Source organism: Pseudomonas sp. UBT, assembly GCF_050915955.1.
In the GTDB taxonomy this organism is placed as follows: Bacteria; Pseudomonadota; Gammaproteobacteria; order Pseudomonadales; family Pseudomonadaceae; genus Aquipseudomonas; species Aquipseudomonas antarctica_A.
Window position 1 is genome coordinate 3,736,981 of record NZ_CP168079.1, and the last position, 25,945, is coordinate 3,762,925.

27 protein-coding genes are annotated in these 25,945 nt (G+C 60.2%); 12 read left to right on the top strand and 15 right to left on the bottom strand.

Features of this window, described 5'->3' with window-relative positions:
• Positions 1-3: 3 nt before the first annotated feature.
• The 3 genes from ACDZ94_RS17185 to dapA are packed head-to-tail and all read right to left on the bottom strand — an operon-like array spanning position 4 to position 2,778.
• The gene (locus ACDZ94_RS17185; protein ID WP_064451320.1) at positions 4-762 is read right to left on the bottom strand and encodes an MBL fold metallo-hydrolase; all 759 of its coding nucleotides are present in this window, start codon (positions 760-762) and stop codon (positions 4-6) included.
• A gap of 4 nt (positions 763-766) precedes the next feature.
• Positions 767-1,882 (bottom strand): outer membrane protein assembly factor BamC, encoded by a 1,116-nt coding sequence (bamC, locus tag ACDZ94_RS17190; protein WP_432750501.1) that lies wholly within the window; start codon positions 1,880-1,882, stop codon positions 767-769.
• A 17-nt stretch (positions 1,883-1,899) separates the two neighbouring features.
• Complete coding sequence (gene dapA, locus ACDZ94_RS17195) at positions 1,900-2,778, bottom strand: 4-hydroxy-tetrahydrodipicolinate synthase (RefSeq protein WP_064451318.1); 879 nt, start codon at positions 2,776-2,778, stop codon at positions 1,900-1,902.
• Positions 2,779-3,051: 273 nt separating this feature from the next.
• Between dapA and ACDZ94_RS17200 the strand changes: the two genes are divergently transcribed.
• Positions 3,052-3,612 (top strand): glycine cleavage system protein R, encoded by a 561-nt coding sequence (locus ACDZ94_RS17200; protein WP_003172487.1) that lies wholly within the window; start codon positions 3,052-3,054, stop codon positions 3,610-3,612.
• Positions 3,613-3,622: 10 nt separating this feature from the next.
• The gene (locus ACDZ94_RS17205; protein ID WP_432750502.1) at positions 3,623-4,096 is read left to right on the top strand and encodes a peroxiredoxin; all 474 of its coding nucleotides are present in this window, start codon (positions 3,623-3,625) and stop codon (positions 4,094-4,096) included.
• 37 nt (positions 4,097-4,133) lie between these two features.
• On the opposite strand, the gene ACDZ94_RS17210 is transcribed toward ACDZ94_RS17205, so the two are convergent.
• Positions 4,134-5,204 carry an AI-2E family transporter gene (locus ACDZ94_RS17210; RefSeq protein WP_432750503.1) on the bottom strand — a complete coding sequence of 357 codons (1,071 nt, stop codon included), beginning with the start codon at positions 5,202-5,204 and terminating at the stop codon, positions 4,134-4,136.
• A gap of 30 nt (positions 5,205-5,234) precedes the next feature.
• A complete protein-coding gene (locus ACDZ94_RS17215; protein ID WP_064451315.1) occupies positions 5,235-5,474 on the bottom strand; it encodes a sulfurtransferase TusA family protein in 240 nt (79 codons plus the stop codon).
• A 94-nt stretch (positions 5,475-5,568) separates the two neighbouring features.
• On the opposite strand from ACDZ94_RS17215, the gene ACDZ94_RS17220 reads away from it, so the two are divergent.
• The gene (locus ACDZ94_RS17220; protein WP_064451314.1) at positions 5,569-7,002 is read left to right on the top strand and encodes a M48 family metalloprotease; all 1,434 of its coding nucleotides are present in this window, start codon (positions 5,569-5,571) and stop codon (positions 7,000-7,002) included.
• A 74-nt stretch (positions 7,003-7,076) separates the two neighbouring features.
• Here ACDZ94_RS17220 and ACDZ94_RS17225 read toward each other — a convergent pair whose 3' ends face one another.
• The 4 genes from ACDZ94_RS17225 to rpoE form a co-directional block, all read right to left on the bottom strand.
• Positions 7,077-8,519, bottom strand: coding sequence for a DegQ family serine endoprotease (locus ACDZ94_RS17225; protein WP_064451313.1), 1,443 nt, complete (start codon positions 8,517-8,519; stop codon positions 7,077-7,079).
• Between the two features lie 234 nt (positions 8,520-8,753).
• Entirely contained in the window at positions 8,754-9,713 is a 960-nt protein-coding gene (locus tag ACDZ94_RS17230) for a MucB/RseB C-terminal domain-containing protein (protein WP_221294190.1), read from the bottom strand.
• Positions 9,714-9,729: 16 nt separating this feature from the next.
• Positions 9,730-10,317 (bottom strand): sigma-E factor negative regulatory protein, encoded by a 588-nt coding sequence (locus ACDZ94_RS17235; RefSeq protein WP_003172479.1) that lies wholly within the window; start codon positions 10,315-10,317, stop codon positions 9,730-9,732.
• Between the two features lie 32 nt (positions 10,318-10,349).
• Positions 10,350-10,931, bottom strand: coding sequence for an RNA polymerase sigma factor RpoE (rpoE, locus tag ACDZ94_RS17240; protein ID WP_003172477.1), 582 nt, complete (start codon positions 10,929-10,931; stop codon positions 10,350-10,352).
• Positions 10,932-11,395: 464 nt separating this feature from the next.
• Here rpoE and nadB point away from each other — a divergent pair, with 464 nt between their 5' ends.
• The gene (nadB, locus tag ACDZ94_RS17245; RefSeq protein ID WP_064451311.1) at positions 11,396-13,012 is read left to right on the top strand and encodes an L-aspartate oxidase; all 1,617 of its coding nucleotides are present in this window, start codon (positions 11,396-11,398) and stop codon (positions 13,010-13,012) included.
• Here the strand turns inward: nadB and ACDZ94_RS17250 are convergent.
• Both ACDZ94_RS17250 and ACDZ94_RS17255 read right to left on the bottom strand, forming a co-directional pair.
• A complete protein-coding gene (locus tag ACDZ94_RS17250; RefSeq protein ID WP_064451310.1) occupies positions 12,981-13,427 on the bottom strand; it encodes a protein YgfX in 447 nt (148 codons plus the stop codon). The genes nadB and ACDZ94_RS17250 overlap by 32 nt on opposite strands.
• The gene (locus ACDZ94_RS17255; protein WP_053254893.1) at positions 13,411-13,665 is read right to left on the bottom strand and encodes a succinate dehydrogenase assembly factor 2; all 255 of its coding nucleotides are present in this window, start codon (positions 13,663-13,665) and stop codon (positions 13,411-13,413) included. The genes ACDZ94_RS17250 and ACDZ94_RS17255 overlap by 17 nt, the downstream gene beginning before the upstream one ends.
• A gap of 140 nt (positions 13,666-13,805) precedes the next feature.
• Between ACDZ94_RS17255 and ACDZ94_RS17260 the strand changes: the two genes are divergently transcribed.
• Positions 13,806-14,747 (top strand): YgfZ/GcvT domain-containing protein, encoded by a 942-nt coding sequence (locus ACDZ94_RS17260; protein WP_128586727.1) that lies wholly within the window; start codon positions 13,806-13,808, stop codon positions 14,745-14,747.
• Positions 14,748-14,784: 37 nt separating this feature from the next.
• Positions 14,785-15,606, top strand: coding sequence for an HDOD domain-containing protein (locus ACDZ94_RS17265; RefSeq protein WP_064451308.1), 822 nt, complete (start codon positions 14,785-14,787; stop codon positions 15,604-15,606).
• Here ACDZ94_RS17265 and ACDZ94_RS17270 read toward each other — a convergent pair whose 3' ends face one another.
• Both ACDZ94_RS17270 and ACDZ94_RS17275 read right to left on the bottom strand, forming a co-directional pair.
• Positions 15,607-16,992 carry a sensor histidine kinase gene (locus ACDZ94_RS17270; RefSeq protein ID WP_064451307.1) on the bottom strand — a complete coding sequence of 462 codons (1,386 nt, stop codon included), beginning with the start codon at positions 16,990-16,992 and terminating at the stop codon, positions 15,607-15,609. It abuts the gene before it with no gap.
• Positions 16,985-17,656: a response regulator gene (locus ACDZ94_RS17275; protein ID WP_064451306.1), complete on the bottom strand. Its 672-nt coding sequence runs from the start codon at positions 17,654-17,656 to the stop codon at positions 16,985-16,987. Before ACDZ94_RS17275 ends, ACDZ94_RS17270 begins: the two co-directional genes overlap by 8 nt.
• Positions 17,657-17,891: 235 nt before the next feature.
• On the opposite strand from ACDZ94_RS17275, the gene ACDZ94_RS17280 reads away from it, so the two are divergent.
• The 5 genes from ACDZ94_RS17280 to ACDZ94_RS17300 all read left to right on the top strand — a co-directional run bounded on the left by ACDZ94_RS17280 (position 17,892) and on the right by ACDZ94_RS17300 (position 23,328).
• Positions 17,892-19,181 (top strand): OprD family porin, encoded by a 1,290-nt coding sequence (locus ACDZ94_RS17280; protein ID WP_407016484.1) that lies wholly within the window; start codon positions 17,892-17,894, stop codon positions 19,179-19,181.
• Between the two features lie 34 nt (positions 19,182-19,215).
• Positions 19,216-20,199: a Bug family tripartite tricarboxylate transporter substrate binding protein gene (locus tag ACDZ94_RS17285; RefSeq protein ID WP_064451304.1), complete on the top strand. Its 984-nt coding sequence runs from the start codon at positions 19,216-19,218 to the stop codon at positions 20,197-20,199.
• Between the two features lie 130 nt (positions 20,200-20,329).
• Complete coding sequence (locus tag ACDZ94_RS17290; protein WP_064451303.1) at positions 20,330-20,788, top strand: tripartite tricarboxylate transporter TctB family protein; 459 nt, start codon at positions 20,330-20,332, stop codon at positions 20,786-20,788.
• A 1-nt stretch (position 20,789) separates the two neighbouring features.
• Positions 20,790-22,304, top strand: coding sequence for a tripartite tricarboxylate transporter permease (locus ACDZ94_RS17295; RefSeq protein WP_064451302.1), 1,515 nt, complete (start codon positions 20,790-20,792; stop codon positions 22,302-22,304).
• Positions 22,297-23,328 (top strand): AbrB family transcriptional regulator, encoded by a 1,032-nt coding sequence (locus tag ACDZ94_RS17300; RefSeq protein WP_064451301.1) that lies wholly within the window; start codon positions 22,297-22,299, stop codon positions 23,326-23,328. Before ACDZ94_RS17295 ends, ACDZ94_RS17300 begins: the two co-directional genes overlap by 8 nt.
• A gap of 129 nt (positions 23,329-23,457) precedes the next feature.
• Here ACDZ94_RS17300 and ung read toward each other — a convergent pair whose 3' ends face one another.
• Positions 23,458-24,150 carry a uracil-DNA glycosylase gene (ung, locus tag ACDZ94_RS17305; protein WP_064451300.1) on the bottom strand — a complete coding sequence of 231 codons (693 nt, stop codon included), beginning with the start codon at positions 24,148-24,150 and terminating at the stop codon, positions 23,458-23,460.
• 135 nt (positions 24,151-24,285) lie between these two features.
• On the opposite strand from ung, the gene ACDZ94_RS17310 reads away from it, so the two are divergent.
• A complete protein-coding gene (locus tag ACDZ94_RS17310) occupies positions 24,286-25,398 on the top strand; it encodes an enoyl-CoA hydratase/isomerase family protein (RefSeq protein ID WP_064451299.1) in 1,113 nt (370 codons plus the stop codon).
• A 7-nt stretch (positions 25,399-25,405) separates the two neighbouring features.
• Here the strand turns inward: ACDZ94_RS17310 and ACDZ94_RS17315 are convergent, their stop codons facing one another.
• Entirely contained in the window at positions 25,406-25,837 is a 432-nt protein-coding gene (locus ACDZ94_RS17315; protein ID WP_262667280.1) for a DUF3757 domain-containing protein, read from the bottom strand.
• Between the last annotated feature and the right edge of the window lie 108 nt (positions 25,838-25,945).

Here is a 25,945-nt window from a genome sequence, read left to right on the forward strand (position 1 = left end):
GGGCTAGGCGATGTGTCGCCAGTCGAGCCCTGAATCTTGATCGGCCAGTTGCAGCCAGTCCGGGTCGCACCCGAGGGTGTCGACAAAACATTGCCGGGCCAGCTGCGGCAGGTTGTTCTTGCTGCTCAGGTGGGCCAGGACCAGGTGTTGCAAGTCTTGCCAGCCCAACTCATACACCAGGTACGCCGCCTGGTGGTTGTTCAAATGTCCCAGCTCGCCGCCCACCCGTTGCTTGAGAAAGTACGGGTAATGACCACGTGCCAGCAGGTCTCGGCAGTGGTTGGACTCGATCATCAATGCATCCAAGTCACGGTAACCGTCCAGTACCTTTGAGCAGTAGGAACCCAGGTCGGTGAGCACGCCGAAACGCCGCTCACCGTCACTGAATACGTATTGCGTCGGCTCCTGGGCGTCGTGCGCTACGGCAACCACATTGATGCTCAACGCACCAATCTGCAGCGTCTCGCCACCGGCCAGGAAACCTGCGGGTTCTATGGGTTTGCGCATCCCGCGCAAGGTGCCGCGACTCAGGTACACCGGAAGATTGTAGCGCCGAGACAGCAAACCCACGCCATGCACGTGGTCGGCATGTTCGTGGGTCACCAGAATCGCGCTCAGCTGCGCAGGGTTTACCCCCAGGCGCAGCAGGCGCCGCTCGGTTTCCCGCAGGGAGAAACCACAATCCACCAGCACGTACGTGTCGTCATGAGCGACCAGCGTGCCGTTCCCTTGGCTACCGCTGCCGAGAACGGCAAAGCGCATCGGATCAGCCCAGGTTGTCCTGAATCACGCCCAACACTTTGCGTGCTGTTTCAGCAGGCGCAACGGTGTTGATGTTCTTCTCGACAGTGACTTGCACGCTCTCGCCAACCTTGCTCAGACGAACCTGGTAACGCTCGGCGCGGGTTTCGATCTCTTCCTTGGTCGGCTTGCTGCCGAACAACTTGCCGAAGAAGCCTGGCTCGTCGTCTTTCTTCTCGGCCTTTTCAGCCACGTTGATGTAGTACAGGCCCAGGCTGCGGTTGATGTCTTCAACGCGCCAAGGACCTTGCTCCAACGCACGGCCAACACTGGCCCAGGCGCGGTCGAGGTCTTCACCCAGGGTCAGCACCACGTTGCCGCTGCCGTCTTCGGTGAGGCTGACGCGGTTAGGCGTGTCGAAGTTACCGGCGGCGAGCAGGGAGACTGAACCACCCTTCTCGGAGATACGGCTCATGCTGGCCAGCATCTCGTCGACCAGCGCGGCGTCAACGCCCATGTTGACCGAACGCGGGGTGAAATCGACGTTGGCAGTGCTGCCGGCAGGACGCTCGGCGCTGACCACGTAGACTTCACTGGTATTGCGTTGCACGCCTGGCTCGATACGCACACGCACACGGGCTTCGCTGTCGGCGGCTACACCACCGGCCTGCAGGCGCTTGGCCATGTTGGCGGACAGTTCGCTGCCGTGCTGCCACGCCGTGGTGAACTCACCGGTCTGCGGACGCTGCTGATCAATGCGGAAACCGTTGTCCTGGAAAAACTGCACCGCCACCGGCCAGACTTCGGCAGGTGGGCGCTGAGCGATGATCCAGCGGTTGTCGCCGCTCTTCTGCAGGCTGTAGTCACTGGCGTCAGCCACGGCCGAGATCGGCTGTGGACGCGGCACCACGTACTCACCCTTGGCGGTGTCGTCGGCGACGTTGCGCGGGATCGGCAGCAACGGGTCAAGGCGCTTGGCGACATTGACGTCGGGCGGCAGTTGCATCGGTTTGGTTGCTTGTGCTTCCAGGTAATCGCTACCGCGGTCACGGAAGTAGCCATCCGGGCCCCAAATCCAACCGCAGCCGCTGGTGCTGGAGATAATCAAGGCAAGTGCGGAAAGTCCGGCCAATCGCTTCATGCGTAGTGCTTCCTCAATTAAACCAGGACGCCGGACTGGCGCAGGGCCTGTCGCAGCGGTTCGTGACAGGCTTCGCTGAGCCGGGTGAGCGGCAGACGGATACCGTCCGGCATCAAGCCCATCTCAAACAGCGCCCATTTCACGGGAATAGGGTTGGATTCGATAAAGAGTGTCTTGTTGAGCGGCATCAGTTGCTCGTGGATCGCACGCGCTTTCACGGCGTCACCGGCGATGGCAGCGGCGCACATGTCGCTCATGGCACGCGGGGCAACGTTGGCGGTCACCGAGATGTTGCCTTTGCCACCCAGCAGGATCAGTTCGACCGCCGTGGCGTCGTCACCGGAATACACCAGGAAGTCGCTGCTCACGCCGGCCAGGATGTCCTTGGCGCGTTGCAGGTCGCCGGTGGCTTCCTTGATACCGATGATGTTCGGTACGGTGGACAGGCGAATCACGGTCTCGGCCTTCATGTCGCAGGCAGTGCGGCCGGGCACGTTGTAAAGGATCTGCGGGATATCAACGGCTTCGGCAATGGTGCGGAAGTGCTGGTACAGGCCTTCCTGGGTCGGCTTGTTGTAGTACGGGGTCACCAGCAGGCAAGCATCGGCGCCGGCTTTCTTGGCGTTTTTGGTCAGCTCGATCGCTTCACGCGTCGAGTTGGCGCCCGTACCGGCGATCACGGCGATACGACCCGCGACGCGCTTGACCACGAATTCGATCACCTGAATGTGTTCTTCCACATCAAGGGTGGCCGATTCACCTGTGGTGCCGACCGCCACAATGGCGTTGGTGCCCTCTTGCAGGTGGAAGTCCACCAGTTTGCCCAGGCTATCCCAGTCGAGATGACCTTGTGCATCCATGGGTGTGACCAGTGCCACCATACTGCCCGCAATCATGCAACCGCTCCTGCCGGAAAAAGAGAGCCGTAATGGTACTGGCGCCAAGATGCTTGTACAAGCGAAGTACCGCCTGAGGATGCGTTCTGGATCAACTAAACGACGGGCAATGCCATCATTGAGCCGAAGCGTTGCTTGAAGCACGCTGAAATCAGACCGATCACGCAATGAAAACGCCACCTCCTATCCCTTGGCGACGCTTTTCGCTACCCTTCATGCTTTGATCGATACAGCCCTCACCGTATCGACCGCTCATCGTTTTAGGAAGGCTGCATGTCCACCCCCACAGTTCGCGAACAATTCCTTGTTATCAGTGCCCTCGGCGCCAACCCCATGGAGCTGACCAACGTCCTGTGCCGCGCCAGCCATGAAAACCGCTGCGCCGTTGTGACCTCCCGCCTGACCCGCCATGGCGAGTGCAGTGCGTTGGTGCTGCAGATTTCCGGCACCTGGGATGCCCTGGCGCGTCTGGAAACCGGCCTGCCGGGCTTGGCGAAGAAGCACGACTTCACGGTCAACGTGGTGCGCAGTGCGGCGTTGGAAAACCGCCCACAAGCCCTGCCTTATGTAGCGTACGTCAGCTCGGCCTACCGCTCGGACATCGTCAACGAGCTGTGCCAGTTCTTCATCGACCATAACGTCGAGCTGGAAAACCTGACCTGCGACACTTACCAGGCGCCACAAACCGGCGGCACCATGCTCAACGCAACGTTCACCGTGACCTTGCCGGCCGGCGTGCAGATCAGCTGGCTGCGCGACCAGTTCCTGGATTTCGCCGATGCCCTGAACCTCGATGCGCTGATCGAGCCGTGGCGCCCACAAAACCCAATGTAAGGAAGAACTCATGCCGGTAGCCATCGACAAACCCGTGGCCGATTTCGAAGCCCAGGCCACCAGCGGCCAGACCTTCAGCCTCGCTGCACTCAAGGGCAAGCAGGTGGTGATCTACTTCTATCCGAAGGACAGCACCCCGGGCTGCACCACTGAAGGCCAGGGTTTCCGTGACCAGTACGCGGCGTTCAAGGCCGCCAACACCGAAGTGTTTGGCGTGTCGCGTGACAGCGTGAAATCCCACGAGAACTTCAAGAGCAAGCAGGCGTTTCCCTTTGAGCTGATCAGTGACAAGGACGAAGCGGTTTGCCAGTTGTTTGATGTGGTCAAGCTGAAGAAGCTGTATGGCAAGGAATACCTGGGGGTTGATCGCAGCACTTTCCTGATCGACAAGGAGGGCGTGCTGCGTCAGGAATGGCGCGGCGTGAAAGTGCCGGGCCATGTGGACGCCGTTTTGGCGGCGGCACAGGCCCTGGACAAGGCCTGACGCGTGAGGGGCGAACACTGGGTGTTCGCCCCAACCGTTACAACAAAGGCGCAACCACCGGTTCTTTTCGTGGCCAGGCATCCAGCACGGCTTTGAACAACGTCGCCAGGGGAATCGCGAAGAATACGCCCCAGAATCCCCACAACCCACCAAACAACAACACTGCACAGATGATCGCCACCGGGTGCAGGTTGACGGCCTCGGAAAACAGCAGCGGTACCAGTACGTTGCAATCCAGGGTCTGGATAATGCCGTACACCGCCATCAGGTAGATGAACTGGTCACTCCAGCCCCACTGAAACAATGCGATCAACATCACCGGCACCGTCACCACCACCGCGCCGACATACGGCACCACCACCGACACGCCCACCAGCAACGCCAGCAGCGCCGCATAGTTCAGCCCGAGCGCGACAAATGCGATGTAGGTGACGCCTCCACAGATAACAATCTCAATCACTTTGCCGCGAATGTAGTTGGCGATCTGCCGGTTCATCTCTTCGGCCACGCGGGTAATGAGCGCGCGTTCACGCGGCAGGTAACCGCTGACCCAGCGGCCGATCATTGCGCGGTCCTTGAGGAAGAAAAACACCAGGATCGGTACCAGCACCAGGTAGATCATGATGTTGACCAGCAGCGGCAGGCTGGACAGGGAAAACGTCAGCGCCCACTGCCCGAATTTTCCGATCTCGCCACGCGCCACTTCGATGGCTTGCAGCACTTGCTCATCCGACACCAGGTGCGGGTAGCGTTCCGGCAACAACAGCAAGAGTGACTGCCACTTGGCGAGCATCCCCGGCAACTCGTTGAACAGGGTGATCAACTGATGCCACAGCAATGGCAAGACCACCACGATAAACACCACCAGCAACCCCATGAACAAGGCGAACACCAGGCCCACCGCAACGCCGCCCGGCAAGCGCAACCGCTCCAGGGTAGTGACCAGGCCCTGCATCAGGTAAGCCAGCACCATCCCTGCCAGCACTGGCGCGAGCATGCCGCCCAAGGTGAGCACGGCCGTGAAGGCCAGGAACAGCAGGACCGCCAGCACGACAGCTTCTTCGTCGGAGAAGTAGCGCTGAATCCAGTCTCGTAACACTTTGAACATCAATCAACCTCGGGTGAAGGGGCAAACGGCTCAGGCCTTGCGCAACCAGTAACGGTACACACCGGCGGCGTCTTCTTCGTGCAATAGAGTATGCCCGGCCAACCTCGCGAAGGTCCGGAAATCGCGCTGGGAGCCAGCGTCTGTGGCGATGACCTTAAGCACTGCACCGCTGGCCAACCGATTGAGTTCCAACTTGGCTTTGAGCAAAGGCAACGGGCAATTGAGGCCACTGGCATCGAGTTCGGCATCAAAGGCTACAGCGTCGGTCATGGTTTACTCCGGACAGGCGATTGGGGTGCTTAGAATATCTGGTCCGAAGCTCAGTGTCCGGCTACAGTAAGCTCTTTGTCGAAAGGCTCTGTGCATGACTTTTTTGCGCCCTACCCTGCTGACGCTGGCCTGCCTGCTGGCCTCTCCGGGCTTCGCTGACGACCTGCCGTCACTTGGCGACGCCAGTTCTGCCATTGTCTCTCCGCAACAGGAATTCCAACTGGGCCGTGCCTGGCTTGCCTACCTGCGGGGCCAGGTCTCGCAGCTCAATGATCCACAACTCAAGGATTACGTTGAAACCAGCGTGTACAAGCTGGTGGAAACCAGCCAGGTCAATGACCGACGCCTGGAATTCATCCTGATCAACAGCCCGCAACTCAACGCCTTTGCTGCGCCAGGCGGGATTGTCGGGGTCAACGGCGGCCTGTTCCTCAATGCCCAGACCGAAGGTGAATATGCCTCGGTGCTCGCCCACGAATTGGCTCACTTGTCCCAACGCCACTTTGCCCGTGGCGTGGAAGCTCAGTCGCGCATGCAGCTACCGATGATGGCGGCTTTGCTCGGCGGGATTATCGCTGCCGCAGCGGGTGCGGGCGATGCGGGGATTGCCGCGATTGCCGGCAGCCAGGCGGCGGCCATCCAGGAGCAGCGCCGGTTCTCCCGCCAGAACGAGCAGGAAGCTGACCGTATCGGCATTCTCAACCTGGAAAAAGCCGGTTACGACCCGCGCTCCATGCCCACCATGTTTGAACGCCTGATGCGCCAATACCGTTTCGACGCCAAGCCGCCGGAATTCCTGCTGACGCACCCGGTGACCGAATCGCGGATCGCCGACACCCGCAACCGCGCCGAGCAAGCCAAACCCGGCGGCACGGAAGACAGTTTGCGCTATCAGCTGATTCGCGCACGGGTGCAGTTGCAATACGAAGACACCCCGGGCCTCGCCGCCAAGCGCTTCCAGGCGCAGCTGGACGAGAACCCGAAAAACGACGTGGCGCGTTATGGCCTGGCAATAGCCCAGATCAAAGGCACTCAGTACAAAGAGGCACGGGAAAGCTTGCAGCCATTGCTGGCCAAGGCGCCCAACGACATCACCTACAACCTGGCGCAGATCGAGTTGGATATGGCCAATAACCGCTTGCCCGATGCCCAGCAACGCACTGATCGGATGCTCACCCAGTACCCCGGCAACTATCCGCTGAATCAGGTGCGGGTGGACTTGCTGATCAAGCAGAACCGTATCGCCGATGCGGAAAAGGCCTTGGACGGGCTACTCAAATCACGTCCGGATGATCCGGATGTGTGGTACCAGGTTGCCGAGACACGTGGCCTGTCCGGCAACATCATCGGCCTGCATCAGGCCCGCGCCGAGTACTTTGCATTGGTGGGTGACTTCAAGCAGGCCATTCAACAACTGGACTTCGCCAAGCGCCGCGCCGGCAGCAACTTCCCACTGTCCTCACGAATAGATGCCCGCCAGCGTGAGTTGATCGAGCAAGAACGCTTGGTAAAAGGGATGATGAGCTAAACTCATCGCCCACAAAAAAGCCCCGCCTTCGTTAACCGAAGACGGGGCTTTTTGTTGGGATGCAGGCTGGCGAGTTACTCGGTCAGCTTGAAGGTGATGAAGCTTGCACGCCCCTGACGCAGTACGCGCATCGACACCGAGCGATTCTTCGGCAACGCCTTGGCAATGTCGGCGAACTCCTTGGTGGAGTTGATCGCCTGGTTATTCAAGTGGGTAATCACGTCGCCCGGTTGCAGGCCGATCAAGGCGGCTGGGCCGTCCTGAACTTCCTTGATCACAACACCGCTCTTGAGGTCGAAGCTCTTCTTCTGCTCCTCGCTCAGCTCAACCACGGCAATGCCAAGGCGATTGCTGCTGCGCTCGGCGCCCGGTTTGGCGTTGCCCAGAGCATCCAGGGTTGCGCCCTCTTCCGGGATCGCGCCAACGGTCAGTTCAACGGTCTGGCGCTTGCCATCACGAATCACTTCCAGCTTGGCTTTGCTGCCCGCTTTCAGGGCACCGACCAGATGCGGCAAGTCGGCCGACATGATGATCGGCTGACCATTCATGCTCAGGATCACGTCGCCCACTTGCAGACCGCCTTTGGCAGCCGGGCCGTCGTCCTGGATTTGCGCGACCAGCGCACCGGCCGGTTTGTCGAGGCCGAACGATTCAGCCAAGTCTTTGTTCACTTCCTGGATCACTACGCCCAACCAGCCACGGCTGACCTTGCCACCGGCTTTGAGCTGGTTGGAAACGTCCATGGCCACATCGATCGGAATGGCAAAGGACACGCCCATGAAGCCACCGGAGCGGGTGTAAATCTGCGAGTTGATCCCGACCACTTCGCCCGCCAGGTTGAACAGCGGACCACCGGAGTTACCCGGGTTGATCGGCACGTCGGTCTGGATGAACGGCACGTAGTTTTCGTTAGGCAGGCTACGACCGATTGCACTGACAATGCCCTGGGTAACGGTATGGTCGAAACCAAACGGAGAGCCGATAGCGACCACCCACTGCCCGGCTTTCAGATCCTGGGATTTGCCCAGTTTCAGCACCGGCAGGTCTTTACCATCGATTTTCAGCAAGGCTACGTCAGAACGCGGGTCAGTACCGACCAGCTTGGCTTTCAGCTCACTGCGATCAGCCAGGCGAACGAGGATCTCGTCAGCGTCGGCAATGACATGGTTGTTGGTGAGGATATAGCCATCAGGCGAAATGATAAAACCCGAGCCCAGGGACTGAGCTTCACGCTGGCCACCGCCACCGCCACCACGCGGGGAACGCTGTTGCGGCATGCCACGCTCGAAGAACTCGCGCAGCATTGGCGGCAAGCCTTCAAGGTCCGGCATCTGCTGGTTCGAGACTTTGCGCTCCGGCAGTTTCTGCGTGGTGCTGATGTTCACCACGGCAGGCGAAGCCTGCTCCACCAGTTGGGTGAAATCAGGCAGCTCGGCCGCTTGCGCGGACACGGCCTGACCCAGCACCAGCACCGTGGCGACTATGGATAGGTAAGACTTCAAACGTGGTATCGACATACAGCTCCCGTTACGACGAGCAGGGTTGAGCGACAGGGTTCAAGAAACGCCGAAAACTGCGACCGGCTTCCTTGTTCCGCGAACAAAATAAGGTCAGGACCTACAGGCCCTGACCTATAAAAAACATGTGGATTTTTTGCAAGTGAAAATACTGATCCAGAGATTTCATGCTCACAGCTCCCAACCAAGCATCGGCTCACATTGAAAGATCAGGATGAACATAAGATTAACGATTCACGGCTTGGCGGCGGTCTTTTCGCCGCGCACCGACAGCGCGATACGCTCAGCGGTGCCGATAGGGATTTCTCCGACAACCGTCACCATGACTTCGCCATCTACGGTGTTCAGGCGGCGAGACACGGCAACAGTCGGACCGAGCTGGGTGCGTGTTTCGCTCACACTCGCACCATCGGTCGATTCAAGAAACACTGAAAAGCGCGCCAGCCCGTCGCCATACATCAGGCTGTCGACGGTGGTTTTGGTCTGGGTATCTTTTCGCGAGATGCTGTTGGTGAGCTGGAAGCCAGGGGGCAACCAGTCCAAGTGCCATGCCTGGGTGGCGGGTACTTCGGGCGCTTTACCGTTCGAAACCGCTACAGCCGTGCACTCGCCACTGGGCTGCAAGTCGCGATCCGTTAGTGCTGGCGACGTGTTCAGCCGCGTGAACTGAAAGCGCTCCAACAACTGGCCCTGATCATTGAGCAACAAAGATTTAAGCGGCAGCCCGGTGTCACGATCCAGGTGCAACTCGAAGCCATAACGGTATTGATCGCGTGGAGTGATCGACACAATCACCGCATTACGACCAGCCACACGAGATTTGCCAATGACGGCCAGTTCGTAGAATTGGGTGAGTTTTAGCGGGTCGAGTGCGCGCGAAGGCGCGTCAGGCGAATTGCCAAGGCCGGCAACCAATGTGCCACTGACACATTGAGTTCTTCCATTTACCCGCACCAGTTCCTGGGCAGAACCATCGAGCTGCAACAGCCGCTCACGGACTTGACCGTCCTGGACACGATGCCAGATGTCATGGGTAGAAAAACTGCCGTTACGCTCGTAGACGAACGTACCTGCAAAGCTTTGCTGCTGCTCTGCACGCCCAAGTCGAGTCAGCCAGTCTTGGGCTTCGTCGGCATGGGCGGATAGTGCAAAACAACCACTGAGCAAAAGCGTAAGGAGCGGTATGGCGCGCATAGGGCCCCTTAGCGGTTTAGCGGTTTTCCAGGCTTGCTGCACGAGCGTATGGCAGAGCGCTTTCAGTGCCTTTCAGTGCCGATTCCTGTGCGTGTTGGCGCAGGTAGCCTGGAAGACGCTGGTCCTGCCAGCCGGATTGCCCTTGAAGTACACCATTGGCCATGGGACCAGTGGTATCAGAGCTTTCCTTGTAGCCGGCCAGTACCGCTGGGCCTTTGACTTGCGGACCGGCCATGACCGGTTGCTGAGTCTGCTGGGCCAGTTCGGCACCGGCGATTTCGTCCTGGTTGTACAGGCGAACACCGGCCAACACGGCAACAGTCACCGAGGCAGCAACTGCCAGGCGACCCAGGCTACGCCAAGGGCCACGAGCAGCTTTTGCCGGAACGGCTTCATCAGCCAGCGCGGCAGAAACGGCCGCAGCAATATCCAGACGAGGGATTAGAAGATCCTTGTGCATCACCGCCCGAGCGACTTGGTAACGAGACCAGGTATCACGGGTTTCGGCATCATCAAATGCATTGAGCACTCGACGAAGTTCCAGTTCATCCGCTTCGTTATCCATCACTGCGGACAGCGATTCCTGCAGGGCATCACGACTCATGGCGGTTCCTCTCTTGGCTGTCGCCGCTGTCTTTAGTTTTCCTGCAACAACGGTTGCAAGGCTTTATCGATGGCTTCCCGGGCCCGGAAAATCCGTGACCTTACAGTCCCCACCGGACACTGCATGACGCTCGCAATGTCTTCGTAACTCAGACCATCGAATTCGCGTAAAGTTAACGCCGTACGCAAATCTTCTGGCAGTTGCTGAATTGTGCGATGAACGGTGCCTTCGATCTCGTCGCGCAGCAACGCACGCTCCGGCGACTCGAGATCTTTGAGGCCGTGATCACCATCGTAAAATTCTGCATCTTCTGAACTTACATCGCTATCAGGTGGGCGGCGCCCGCGAGACACCAGATAGTTCTTCGCCGTGTTAATGGCGATACGGTATAGCCACGTGTAAAACGCACTATCACCGCGGAAATTGCCAAGTGCACGGTACGCCTTGATAAAGGCTTCCTGTGCAACGTCCTGCGCTTCATGGGTGTCGTGCACAAACCGCACGATCAACCCGAGAATTTTGTGCTGGTATTTCAGCACTAGCAGATCAAATGCGCGCTTGTCGCCGCGTTGAACGCGCTCGACCAGCTGCTGATCCTCTTCCTGGGTTAGCATGAACACTCCTCGTTGTACTTGAAGGAGGCTTGCATAACTAAACGATCAGGCTTGCAAACATAGACTAGGACTTTTCGCAAAAGTTCTCCCCCTCCAAGCAAGTTTCCGGCATGCACTGATTTGGCACACACGAAAAACGCAGCGCGGGCTAGGCCGGCTGCGCGAATAATCTTGTCGCCGGTCTTCTGACGCGTCCAATGCTCCCGACGGGCCAATAAACTCAACGTTTTCCCAGCTTTCGGGCAACCTGCTATTGAGTCGGGGCTTATGCAAAAAGTTCCCACCTCAATAACCAGTCAGTCAGCCCCTCGCCGTGCACCGTAATTTCACATTGCCACGAATGCCCGGCTATTGTGCCGCTCCCCCCCTCTATATACTAGTGGCCCGTGTGACCCTTTGATTCGCCGATCCAGGCGTCCTATTTGCGCCAACCCCTGTGGATCGCTTTTTGCGGAATCCTTCAAATGAGCCAACAGTTTCAACACGATGTTCTGGTGATTGGCAGCGGCGCGGCCGGCTTGAGCCTGGCACTGACCCTGCCCGGCCACCTGCGCATTGCCGTCCTGAGCAAGGGTGATCTGGCCAACGGCTCGACATTTTGGGCCCAAGGCGGTGTAGCGGCGGTACTGGACGACACCGATACAGTGCAATCCCACGTCGAGGACACCCTCAACGCCGGCGGCGGCCTGTGCAACGAAGACGCCGTGCGCTTCACCGTCGAGCACAGCCGCGAAGCCATCCAATGGCTGATCGATCAGGGCGTGCCGTTCACCCGCGACGAACACGCTGGCAGTGACGACGGCGGCTTCGAGTTTCACCTGACCCGTGAAGGCGGCCACAGCCATCGCCGCATCATCCACGCCGCCGACGCCACCGGCGCGGCGATCTTCAAGACCCTGCTCGACCAAGCCCGCCAACGCCCCAACATCGAATTGCTGGAGCAGCGTGTCGCCGTCGACCTGATCACGGAAAAACGCCTGGGCCTGGACGGCGAACGCTGCCTCGGCGCCTACGTACTCAATCGTGCCAGCGGTGAAGTCGACACCTACGGCGCACGCTTCACCATTCTCGCCTCGGGCGGCGCGGCCAAGGTCTACCTCTATACCAGCAACCCCGATGGCGCCTGCGGTGATGGCATCGCCATGGCCTGGCGTTCGGGCTGCCGGGTGGCCAATCTGGAATTCAATCAGTTCCACCCCACCTGCCTGTATCACCCGCAAGCCAAGAGTTTCCTGATCACCGAAGCCCTGCGCGGTGAAGGCGCACATCTGAAACTGCCGAATGGTGAGCGCTTCATGCAGCGCTTCGACCCACGCGCAGAATTAGCACCACGGGATATCGTCGCCCGCGCCATCGACCACGAAATGAAGCGCCTGGGCATCGACTGCGTCTACCTCGATATCAGCCACAAGCCCGAAGCCTTCATCAAGACTCACTTCCCCACCGTCTACGAGCGCTGCCTGGCGTTCAACATCGATATCACCAAAGGCCCGATCCCCGTGGTGCCAGCCGCGCACTACACCTGCGGCGGCGTGATGGTCGACCAGCATGGCCGCACCGACGTACCCGGCCTGTATGCGATTGGCGAAACCAGCTTTACCGGCCTGCATGGCGCCAACCGCATGGCGAGCAACTCACTGCTCGAATGTTTTGTCTACGCCCGCTCTGCGGCAGCCGATATCCTCGAGCAACTGCCACGCATCCCCGTGCCCGCTGCCTTGCCGCGCTGGGACGCCAGCCAGGTGACCGACTCGGACGAAGACGTGATCATCGCCCACAACTGGGACGAACTGCGCCGTTTCATGTGGGACTACGTCGGCATTGTACGTACCAACAAGCGCCTGCAACGCGCTCAACACCGCGTGCGGTTGCTGCTGGATGAGATTGACGAGTTCTACAGCAACTATAAGGTCAGCCGCGACTTGATTGAGTTGCGCAACCTGGCCCAAGTCGCCGAACTGATGATCCGCTCAGCCATGGAGCGCAAGGAAAGTCGCGGCCTGCATTACACCCTCGACTACCCGCAGATGCTGCCTGAGGCCCGCGACACTATTCTGGTGCCAACCACCTACGGCGGCTGAACTTCAAGCGTACCCGCAGGCGCCGATGCACATCGGCGGCCTGCGAATCCATCGGCACACAGATCGAGCGCACCCGCCATTCGCCCTGCACCCGGTAGCGCAGCACCACGATCAGCGGCAATGCCAGGCTATCTGGGCGTAGCTGAACACTGTGCCAGCCTCGCTCATGGCTGAACAACTGCCAGCCATCTTCGTCGCGGCGCAGGCCACGAATCGACGAACGGTGGGTCAGCAGGATATGACGCGGTAGGACCCACGCAGCGTGAGCCAGGCACAACAAAATGCCAACGCTGGAGAAAGGTAAGTCAACAACAAGCAAGGCACCCAGCGCGAACACCTGGGCAAGCAGATACGCCGCCAGCAACAGCCGAGAGGCCTGCCAGCGGCATTCGAAGCGATTACTTGGGCTGGACACGGTCCAGAATCTTACGAACCATGCGCTGCAGCTCCGGATCTTCAGATTCGGCGCGTTCCATGAACCAGCCGAACATGTCCTGGTCTTCGCAAGTCAGCAGCCGCTCGTAGAGTTCGCGATCCACCTGATTGAGCGTCTTGTACACCTCTCTGGTGAAAGGCACCAACAACACATCCAACTCCAGCATGCCGCGACGGCTGTGCCAGTAGAGGCGATTGATTTCTACTTCTTCGACCATGGAGCGCTCCTCAAATAGGGCCCAAGTATACAGCCCCGACGGCAGCGGACCAGTCGGCTTTGGTCGCCTCATACGGAAACTATCCATTTACCGAACGCCCCTCTATGATGCACACATGACTTTTTGACCTGCGATGACCCATGGCCGACTCTGCTTTTTTCTGCGCCCTGCACCACGAAGGCGTTCTCGCCGTCCGCGGCTCCGACGCTGCCAAGTTCCTGCAAGGGCAACTGACCTGCAACCTCAACTACCTGAGCGACACCCAGGCCAGCCTGGGCGCGCGCTGCACGCAAAAAGGCCGCATGCAGTCGAGTTTTCGCATCCTCCTGCAAGGTGATGGCGTGCTCATGGCCATGGCCACCGAACTGCTCGAACCGCAACTGGCCGATCTGAAAAAATACGCAGTGTTCTCCAAATCCAAGCTCACCGACGAAAGCGCCGCCTGGGTACGTTTCGGCCTGTCGAATGCGGACCAGGCCCTGGCCAGTCTCGGCCTTGAGCTGCCAGCCGAAACCGACAGCGTCGCCCGCACAGACACACTGATCGCCATTCGCGTCTCACCCGCCCGCGCTGAACTCTGGGTGCCGGCCGAGCAAGCGGAAACCGTACGCAATCAATTGGCCAGCCAACTGCAACACGCTGACTTGAATGAATGGCTGCTGGGCCAGATCCGCGCAGGCATCGGCCAGGTCATGCCGCAAACCCGCGAACTGTTCATCCCGCAGATGCTCAACCTGCAGGCCGTCGGCGGCGTCAGCTTCAAGAAAGGCTGCTACACCGGTCAGGAAATCGTCGCGCGCATGCAGTATTTGGGCAAGCTCAAGCGTCGCCTCTACCGCTTGAGCCTCAATGCGGCCGAACTGCCCGAGCCAGGCACTGCGCTGTTCTCGCCCAACCACAACAGCGCGATCGGGGAAGTCGTGATCGCGGCAAAAGCTGATCAATCGATTGAACTTCTGGCCGTGCTGCAAGCCGAAGCAGCCGAGAGCGGCGATGTGCACTTAGGCACCCTGGAAGGACCCGGTTTGCACCTGCTCGACGTGCCTTACCAACTGGATCGCGATAAAGAGATCCAGCGTTAATCGCCGTACCTTTTTTGCAACACCCTAGAGAGCATGAATGAACAAGCTGGCGGAAAAAGTCCAACAGGCTTTGGTGATGGCCATCGACAACGATGACCTGGTTCTGCCGACATTACCGGAAGTGGCCCTGAAAATTCGTCAGGCCGCCGAAGACCCGGAGATCAGCATCAGCCACTTGAGCAAAGTGATCGGTCGCGATACCGCCCTGTCGGCGCGCCTGATCAAAGTGGTCAACAGCCCGCTGCTGCGCGCGACCCAGGAAGTCACCGACCTGCACACCGCCATCACCCGGCTGGGCACCAACTACAGCAGCAACCTGGCCATCGGCCTGGTGATGGAACAAATCTTCCACGCCCGCTCCGAAGTCGTTGAGCTGAAAATGCGCGAAGTGTGGCGCCGTAGCCTGGAAGTGGCCGGTGTGAGTTATGTCTTGTGCCGCAGCCACAGCCATCTCAAACCGGACCAGGCGGCCCTCGGCGGGCTGGTGCATCAGATTGGCGTGCTGCCCATTCTCACGTACGCCGAAGATCATTACGAACTGCTCGCCGACCCTGTCAGCCTCAACCACGTCATCGAGAGCATCCACCCGTTGCTTGGGGACAAACTGCTCGGTGGCTGGGACTTCCCGGAGATGCTGGCGAAGCTGCCCGGGCAATACCTGGACCTGGAGCGCGACTCCGCGAGCCTGGACTACATCGATCTGGTGCAGGTCGCCGTGCTGTATTGCCACCGAGGCACCGATCATCCGCTGGCGAATGTGCCCGTTTCCAGCCTGCCGGCGATCAAAAAGTTGCGGCTCGACCCCTACAGCGAGGCCCTGCGTGCCGAGTTGGATGAAGCGCGCTCGATGTTTTACTGATCAACCCGCGATAAAACTCACCCGCACCTTCAATCCCGCCAACTCACCATCATGCAGGCTGATCTGCGCCAGGTGCGCGCGGCAGATCTCCCCGACAATCGCCAACCCCAAACCAGAACCCATGCCCTGCTGGCTGCGGCGATAAAAACGCTCAAATACCCGGTCCCGCTCATCCAGCGGGATACCTGGGCCATCATCTTCGACTTCCAGAATGGCTGGCGCCGAAACCCGCAGGATCACATTGCCGCCCGAGGGTGTGTGGGCCAGCGCGTTGTCGACCAGGTTGCTCAGTAACTCATTCAACAAGGTCGGCTCACCGCGCAACCACACGGGCTCATCCGCCTCCAACGCCAGGGCGACGCCGCGCGCATGGGCCAACGGTGCCATGGCCATACCCAGCTCCCGCGCCAGCTGGCTGAGGTCGAGCAATTGCGCGCCACCTTCGGCAATCGCCCGCGCGCCATTTTCGATGCGCGCCAGCGATAACAATTGGTTGGCCAGGTGAGTCAAACGGTCGGTGCCTTGGGCGGCGGTTTCCAGCGTACTGCGCCATGTCGCCGGAGCGTCGCTGCGCAGGCCCAGCTCCAGCCGGGCCTTGAGCGCCGCCAGCGGGGTGCGCAGTTCGTGGGCGGCGTCGGCGATAAACTGCGCCTGCCGCTCAAACTGGCCGCGCAAACGCTCGGTGAAGTGGTTGAGGGAACGCACCAGAGGGCCGAACTCGTGTTGCACCTCCACCAGCGGCAACGGCCGCAAGTCGTCAGGCTGACGCTCTTCCACTGCCGTACGCAGACGCTCCAACGGCCGCAGCGCCGCACTCACGGCATACCACACCAGCAGCAACGCGCCGACGGCCAACATCCCCAAACGCAATAACGTGTCGGCCAACAGGCTGCGGGCCATGCTCTCGCGCGCCTCATCGGTTTCCGCGACACGAATTTCCGCCATGCCATTCATGTTCGGCTCGGAGACCGCTTTGAGCAGGCTGACCACGCGTACATGCTGGCCCTGGTACATGGCGTTATAGAAACGCGCCAACGCCGGGTAGTCGTCGGTGCGCGGCGTGCCGGGCGGCGGGCCCGGGAGGTTTTCGTAGCCCGAAATCAGCTTCTGATTGATGTCATTGACCTGATAATAAATGCGCCCGGCGCTGTCGTAGGCGAAGGTGTCCAGCGCCACATAAGGCACATTCGCGCTCAGGGTGCCGTCCACTTGGGTCAACCCGGCGGCGATGGTACGCGCCGAGGCCAGCAAGGTGCGGTCATAGGCGGTGTCGGCGGCTTCGCGCCCATTCCAGTAGGCACTCATGCCGCTGGCCAGCATCAACACCACCAGCAACAGCGCCAGGTTCCACAGCAGGCGCCAGCGCAGGCTGCTGGGCTTATGCATCGCGCGCTTCCAGCAAATAGCCGAGGCCGCGGAACGTCACAATGGCGATGGGCTGGCCATCGAGCTTCTTGCGCAGGCGGTGCACATAGATTTCGATGGCGTCGGGGCTGGCTTCTTCATCCAGGCCGAAGACCTGAGAGGCCAGTTGCTCTTTGCTCATCACGCGGCCGGGCCGGGCGATCAGCGCTTCAAGCACCGCCTGCTCGCGGGAAGTAAATGTCATCAGTTCGCCGCCAACCGTGAAGCGTCGGGTATCCAGGTCGTAGACCAGCACGCCGCACGCCTGTTGGCGCTCCCCGCCCAACACACTGCGGCGCAACAGTGCCTTGACCCGTGCTTCCAGCTCGGTCAGTTCAAAGGGCTTGGCGAGATAATCATCGGCACCCAGGTTCAGGCCATGCACGCGGTCTTTCACATCACTGCGCGCCGTGAGCATCAGCACGGGCAGATTTTTCCCACGCGCCCGCAAACGCGCCAACACCTCAAAACCATCCATGCGCGGCAGCCCTACATCGAGAATCACCACCGCGTATTCCTCGCTGCTCAAGGCCAGGTCCGCGGCCACCCCATCGTGCAACACGTCGACGGTCAAACCCGTGCTCTTGAGCGCCTGGGCAACACTTTCGGCGAGTTGCAAATGGTCTTCAACCAAGAGGACACGCATGGTTTTTCACCTCATTCGGGCATGGTCGACGCCACGCTTTGGCGGGCAGTTTACAGGCGCCGCCTGCCCTGTGAAGCCCGAAAACATTGAAAGACAGCTGAAAGGTTAGTGAAAGCTTCGCCCTTTAGCATCCAGCCACGGTGGGTAATGCCCGCCGAGCTACCTGATCCGTAGCGCCAGAAAAACGCCTCGAAGCGTTTTCGCCAAAATAAGAACAATAACGGAGTGCACAACGATGCTGTCGACACAGCCCCAGGCTTGCCCGCCTGTTCGTTTTTCTCGCCTTGCCCACACCGCCCTTGCCAGTGCCACTGCCCTTGCCGGCTTCTCGCCGCTGAGCCAGGCTGCCTTCTTCGAAGACAGCAGCGGCACCCTGGAAACCCGCAACATGTACTTCAACCGCGACTTTCGCGACGGTACGAGTGCGCAGCAATCCAAGCGCGATGAATGGGCCCAGGGCTTCATGCTTAACCTGCAATCGGGCTACACCGACGGCACCGTCGGCTTCGGCGTGGATGCATTGGGCATGCTCGGCGTCAAGCTCGACTCCAGCCCCGACCGCACCGGCTCTGGCTTGCTGCCCACCGACAATGGTCGGGCTGTCGACGAATACTCCAAACTCGGCCTGACCGGCAAAGTGAAAATCTCCGCCACCGAGCTCAAAATCGGCGCGCTGATCCCCGAACTGCCGATCCTCAAGCCCAATGACGGGCGCATTCTGCCGCAGACCTTCAACGGCGGATTGCTCACGTCCAAAGAATTCAAGAACCTGGTGTTTACCGGTGGCCGCCTGGACAAAGCCAAGGACCGCGACTCCACCGACTACGAAGACATCGCCCTCAACAACAAGAACAGCCGCTTCGTCAGCGGCGCCACCGGCAAGCACTTCAACTTCGGTGGCGTGGACTACAAATTCGCCGACAAGATCACCGGCAGCTACCACTTCGCCCAACTCGACGACGTCTACCGCCAGCACTTCCTCGGCCTGGTGGCCTCACGCCCGATGGGCCCTGGCACCTTCGGCGCCGACCTGCGCCTGGCCATCAGCGATGACACCGGCAGCGCCCGTGGCGGCAAGATCGACAACAAATCCGTCAACGGCCTGTTCAGCTATGCCCTCAACGGCCACAAGCTCAGCGCCGGCTACCAGCACATGTCTGGCGATAGCGCCTTTCCCTACGTGGATGGGAGCGATCCGTACCTTGTCAACTTCGTGCAGATCAACGACTTTGCCGGCGCCGAAGAACGCTCCTGGCAAGCGCGCTACGACTACGATTTCGCCAAGCTCGGGATTCCCGGCCTGAGTTTCATGAGCCGTTACCTGTCGGGTGACAACATCAAGCTCAGGAACGGTGAGACCGGCAAAGAGTGGGAACGCAACAGCGAGATCCGCTACATCGTGCAAAGCGGCACATTCAAGGATGTCGCCCTGCGCCTGCGTAACGCCACGTACCGTTCCAACTATTCGGCCCGTGATGCGGATGAAGTACGCGTGCTGGTGAGTTATAGCCTCGCACTTTGGTAAGTAGCCTCTAATAACAACAAAGACGGAGATAAAAATGACCTATTCACTGCGTAAATTGGCCCTCGCCGCCGGCTGCATGCTGTTCGCCGGCCAACTGCTGGCCACCGACGAACCCAAACGCCCGGAGTGCATCGCCCCGGCCTCGCCCGGCGGTGGTTTTGACCTGACCTGCAAACTGGCGCAAAGCGCGCTGGTCAACGAGAAGTTGCTGAGCAAGCCGATGCGCGTCACCTACATGCCCGGCGGCGTGGGCGCGGTGGCCTATAACGCGGTGGTAGCACAGCGCCCGGCGGATGCGGGCACGCTGGTGGCCTGGTCCAGCGGTTCACTGTTGAACCTGGCCCAAGGCAAATTCGGTCGTTTCGATGAAAGCGCCGTGCGTTGGTTGGCGGCGGTGGGCACCAGTTACGGTGCCATTGCCGTCAAAAGCGATTCGCCCTACAAGACCCTCGACGATCTCGTAAAAGCCTTGAAGAAAGATCCAGGCAGCGTAGTGATCGGTTCCGGTGGCACCGTCGGCAGCCAGGACTGGATGCAAACCGCACTGATTGCCAAGGCCGCCGGGATCAACCCGCGTGAACTGCGCTATGTGGCCCTCGAAGGCGGCGGCGAAATCGCCACCGCCCTGCTCGGTGGCCATATCCAGGTGGGCAGTACCGACATTTCCGACTCCATGCCGCACATCCTCAGCGGCGACATGCGCCTGCTCGCCGTGTTCGCCGAAGAGCGCCTGGACGAGCCGGAAATGAAGAATATTCCTACCGCCAAAGAGCAAGGCTACGACATCGTCTGGCCGGTAGTTCGCGGCTTCTACCTCGGGCCAAAAGTCAGCGACGCCGACTACGCCTGGTGGAAAGACGCGTTCGACAAACTGCTGGCCTCCGAAGACTTCGCCAAGCTGCGTGACCAGCGCGAGCTGTTCCCGTTCGCCCTGACCGGCCCGGAGCTGGACACCTACGTGAAGAAACAGGTGGCTGACTACAAAGTGCTGGCCAAAGAGTTCGGCCTGATCCAGTAAACGCCCCTCCGTGGGAGCGGGCTTGCCCGCGAAAGACTTCAACGATGACGCGTGCTGCCTGGATACACGCGGCGTCCTTGCGTTCTTCGTGAGCAAGCTTGCGCCTACAAGAGTCTCCAAGGAGTTTCCTATGCTCTTACAACGCATTTTCGCCTCGGTGATGCTGCTGGCCTGCGCCGGTCTCGCGCTGATGGCCTGGCCGTATCAGGCGGCATTTTCCTACGAGCCGGTCGGGCCTCGTGCCTACCCACTGCTGATGCTCGGGCTGATGAGCCTGGGCCTGATCTACATGCTGTTTCGCCCACAACCGACCAAGCACACCGAGGAAGAACCTGCCCTGGACCGCGACACGCTGGTCAAGATCGGTATCTGCGTCACGTTGTTGATCGTGTTTGCCGCGACCTTCGAGTCCCTGGGTTTCATCCTCAGCAGCATGCTCATCGGCATCCCGATGGCGCGCCTGTATGGCGGCCGCTGGTTGCCGAGCGTGGTGATCGTCACCTTGATGGCTATCGGCCTTTACCTGCTGTTCGATAAAGCCATGGATGTACCGCTGCCCCTCGGCCTGCTTGAAGTTCTGGAGAACTGATATGGATACGTTCAGCTATTTGGGCCAGGGCTTTGGCGTTGCACTGACCCCTTATAACCTGGTGACCGCCCTGTGCGGCACCTTGATCGGCACCGTGGTCGGCCTGCTGCCGGGCCTGGGCCCGATCAACGGCGTGGCCTTGTTGATCCCCATCGCGTTCGCCCTGGGCCTGCCGCCGGAATCGGCGTTGATCCTGCTGGCAGCGGTGTACCTGGGCTGCGAGTACGGCGGCCGTATCAGTTCGATCCTGTTGAACATCCCTGGCGAAGCCTCCACCGTGATGACCACCCTCGACGGCTACCCGATGGCCCGCAAAGGCCTGGCCGGTGTAGCGCTGTCGTTGTCGGCATGGAGTTCATTCATCGGCGCGTTCATCGCCACCTGCGGCATGGTGCTATTTGCGCCTTTGTTGGCCAAATGGGCGATTGCCTTCGGCCCGGCGGAATATTTCGTACTGATGGTCTTCGCGATTGTCTGCCTCGGCGGCATGGCCGGTGACAAACCGCTGAAGACATTTGTTGCAGCGCTGATCGGCCTGTTCCTCTCGGCCGTCGGTATCGACGCCAACAGCGGCGTGTACCGCTTTACCGGCGACAACATCCACCTCACCGACGGCATTCAATTTGTGGTGTTGGTGCTGGGCCTGTTCTCCATCAGCGAGATTCTTTTGCTGCTGGAAAAAACCCACCGTGGCCAGGAAGCGGTGAAGGCCACCGGGCGGATGATGTTCAACCTGAAGGAAGCTTCCTCGGTGTTCGTGGTTAACATCCGCTGCGGCCTGCTGGGCTTCATCATGGGCGTATTGCCAGGTGCCGGTGCAACACTGGCGTCAGCAGTTGCCTACATGACCGAGAAACGCCTGGCCGGTGCCAGCGGCAAATTCGGCCAGGGTGACATGCGCGGCCTCGCTGCGCCGGAAACCGCGATCGGCGCTTCCGCGTGCGGCGCGCTGGTGCCGATGCTGACCCTGGGCGTGCCAGGTTCGGGCACCACGGCGGTGATGATCGGCGCCCTGTCGCTGTACAACATCACCCCCGGCCCACTGCTGTTCCAACAACAGCCGGACATCGTCTGGGGCCTGATCGCGTCGTTGTTTGTCGCCAACATCATGCTGGTGATCCTCAACATCCCGATGATCCGCATCTTCACGCGCATCCTCGCCGTGCCGAACTGGGCGCTGGTGCCAGTGATCGCCATCATCACTGCAATCGGTGTGTACGCGGTTCACGCCACCACCTTCGACCTGTTCCTGATGGTCGGCATCGGCATCTTCGGCTACCTCCTGCGCAAGCTGGACTTCCCGCTGTCGCCGGTGCTGCTGGGCTTTATCCTCGGTGGCCTGATGGAGCAGAACCTGCGCCGCGCACTGTCGATCTCCAACGGTGCGCTGGACATCCTCTGGTCAAGCCCGATCACCTTCGGGGTGTGGGTGCTGACCGTGCTGATGCTGGCCTTCCCGCTGGTGCGTATCTACCGTAAACGTGCCCTGCAGCGTCGTGCCCTGGCCGATGTCTGAGGTCACCTTTAAACAATGGTGGGCAACACCGCTGGTCGGCCTGGCCGGCGGTTACCTGGCCAGCCTCGTCGGCTGGCCTTTGCCGTATATGGTCGGCTCGTTGCTGGCGATCATTCTGGTGCGCTGCCTGACGCCGTGGCAGTTGGCGGAGATTCCCGGCGGGCGCAAATGCGGCCAATGGGTGGTGGGCATCGGCATCGGCCTGCACTTCACCCCGGTGGTGATCGAGCAGGTGATGAGCCACTTCGGCCTGATTTTCTTCGGCGCGCTGATCACCAGCGTGTCGAGCATCGTCGGCGTGTGGTTGATGCGCCGCAGCGGTGAAGACCGCGCCACTGCGTTTTTCTCCAGCATGCCGGGCGGCTCCGGGGAGATGGTCAACCTCGGCGCACGCAACGGCGCGGTGCTCAGCCGTGTCGCGGCCGGGCAGAGTTTGCGCGTGCTGGTGGTGGTGCTGTGTGTGCCGGCGATTTTCAAGTATTTGCTGGAAGGCGGTGCGCCGCAGTTTCATCCGGCGCCCGTGAGCTGGACGTGGCTGGCGCTGCTGTTTCCGCTTGGCGCATTGGTGGCCTGGGGCTGGCAGCGTTTGCGCCAGCCCAACCCGTGGTTGTTCGGGCCGCTGCTGGTCAGCGCGACTGCCAGTGTTGTCTGGGACTTGCATATCGGCTTGCCCGACGGCGGCAGCCAGATCGGTCAATGGCTGATCGGCAGCGGTTTGGGCTGCCACTTCAACCGTCAATTCTTTCGTCGGGCACCGTCGTTCATGGCCCGTACGCTGGTAGGTACGGCGTTGACCATGGCGCTGGCGACATTGGCGGCAGTGGGCTTGAGCGCCCTGACGCAGTTGGACTTGCGCTCACTGACGCTGGGCATGATGCCGGGCGGCATTGCCGAAATGAGCCTCACCGCCGAGACCTTGCAACTGTCGGTGCCTTTGGTAACGGCAATGCAGGTCATGCGCTTGTTGTTTGTGCTGTTTCTGGCGGAGCCGCTGTTCCGGCACTGGAACCGCCAGCCGGAATAAGTTTAAAGCCTTCACTGAATTCCAAGGTGGGAGCTGGCTTGCCTGCGATGCAGGCACCTCGATGTTTCAGTCAGACCGAGGGGATGCCATCGCAGGCAAGCCAGCTCCCACATTGGACGGTGTTGAACCTTAGAGTGGCGGCAACCGCCACTCAATCGGCGCCTCACCATTCTGCTCAAGAAACTTGTTGGTCCGGCTGAAATGCCCGCACCCCAGAAACCCGCGATACGCCGAAAGCGGCGACGGATGCACCGACGTCAGCACCAGGTGTTTGGTCGCATCCACCAGCTTTTGTTTGCCCTGCGCGTGGGCGCCCCACAACAGGAACACCAGGTGCGGCTGATGCTCACTGACCACTTCGATAACTCGGTCGGTAAAGAACTGCCAGCCTTTACCCGCATGCGCGTTGGCAGTGGCGCGCTCCACGGTCATGGTGGTGTTGAGCATCAGCACGCCCTGATCGGCCCAGCTTTGCAGGCAACCGTGGTTGGGAATGTCGATGTTCAGGTCGCGCTTGAGCTCTTTGTAAATATTCACCAGGGACGGCGGCGTCGGCACACCCGGTTGCACCGAAAAACACAGACCATGGGCCTGGCCAGGACCGTGGTACGGGTCTTGGCCGAGGATCACCACCTTGACCTTGTCCAGCGGCGTGGAGTTAAGCGCATTGAAAATCAGCGGGCCCGGCGGGTAAATTTCTTTGCCGGCGGCATGCTCCTGGCGCAGGAATTCGCGCAGTTCGGCCATGTAGGGCTTGTCGAACTCATCCCGCAGGGCGTGTTTCCAGCTGGGTTCGAGTTTGATACGGTCGCCTTCGGTCATGGTGTGTTCATCGTGTAAAAAAGAATGGGCGAACCCTAGGAAAGCCGACCCCGCTTGTCAATTGATCTGATACACAACCGGCACTTTCCGTTGAAGCGATCATACTGAATCTTCACTTTCTCGATTGAGGTCACGATGAACCTGCACTTCGAAGAGCTGACCGGCAGCGACGGTGCCCGCCTCGGCATCGCCAGCCTGGACGCTGAAAAGTCCCTCAATGCGCTCTCCTTGCCCATGATCCTGGCCTTGAGCGATCGCCTGGATGCCTGGGCCAAAGACCCGAATATCGTCTGCGTGCTGCTACGCGGCAATGGGCCAAAAGCCTTTTGCGCCGGCGGTGAAGTCCGCAGCCTGGCCGAGGCCTGCCGTGAACTCCCCGGCGAAGTGCCTGCCCTGGCCGCGCAGTTCTTCGCTGCCGAATACCGCCTCGACTATCGCCTGCATACCTACCCAAAACCACTGATTTGCTGGGGCCACGGCTATGTGTTGGGCGGTGGCATGGGCCTGCTGCAAAGCGCGTCGGTGCGTATCGTCACACCGAGCAGCCGCCTGGCCATGCCCGAGATCAGCATCGGCCTGTACCCGGATGTCGGGGCCAGTTGGTTCCTGTCGCGGCTGCCGGGCAAACTCGGTTTATTCCTTGGCCTCACCGGTGCGCACATCAATGGTCGTGATGCGCTGGACCTGGGCCTGGCTGACCGTTTCCTGCGCGATGACCAGCAAGAAGAATTGATCGAAGGCCTGCTGCAACTGAACTGGCAGGAACAAACCGCCATGCAGCTCAACAGCCTGCTCAAGGCGCTGGCCCAGGAAGCCGTCAGCCAGCAACCCGAGGCGCAATGGTTACCACGCCGTGCGCAAATCGATGAATGGCTCGATGTGGGTGATGTGCAGAGTGCCTGGCGAGCCTTGAGCCCGTTGCGCGAACATGCCGACCCACTCTTCAGCCGCGCCGGCAAGACACTCAGTGAAGGTTGCCCGCTGACTGCGCACCTGGTGTGGGAACAGATCCAGCGGGCTCGGCACCTGTCTTTGGCCCAAGTGTTCCAGATGGAATACACCCTGAGTCTCAATTGCTGCCGTTACCCGGAGTTCAGCGAAGGCGTGCGGGCGCGTTTGATCGACAAGGACCAGCAGCCCCATTGGCATTGGCCCGATATCAACACAGTCCCGGACGCCGTAGTCCAGGCGCACTTTACCAAGGCGTGGGAGGGCAGAAACCCACTGGCCGACTTATCAGACTACTGACAGGTGATCAGTGCAGCCGCCTGACCGTGAATGAACAATTGTCCGGCTGGCTGTCCTGGCAGATGTAGACGTCCTGATTCAACGGATCAGTGGTGAGTTGCCAATGCAAAGTGGCCGTGAGTGACATGGTGTCGAGCTTCCCCGGCGTGTCATACCGCAAAGCCATCATCTGGCCGTTGCCCATGCGGTATAGGCACTTGTCCAGGTGGCCGTTTTCCCGCTCCTGCCCTTTGCCCGGCGTGAAGAGTGCGCCAATGAAACGATCGGCAAAATCATCCACGTCGACCTTGGGGCTTTGCCAGAGTGACTGTCCGCTGGAGGCTTGGAAATAACCGTCCGCATATTTGACCGATGAGGGATACGGACAGCCCTGCTCTGCCTTGAGCGGTGTAATCCCGGCTGCCGTAAAAAAGACTGCACACACTAATTGTTTGATCATGAGGCGCTGGTTCCATTAGCCCACTGGTTCCCTGGACACGCACAACGGCGCTCCCACAGTGAACTGCATCTGAAACACTGACGATAGCTGTTAAAACTGACAGTACCG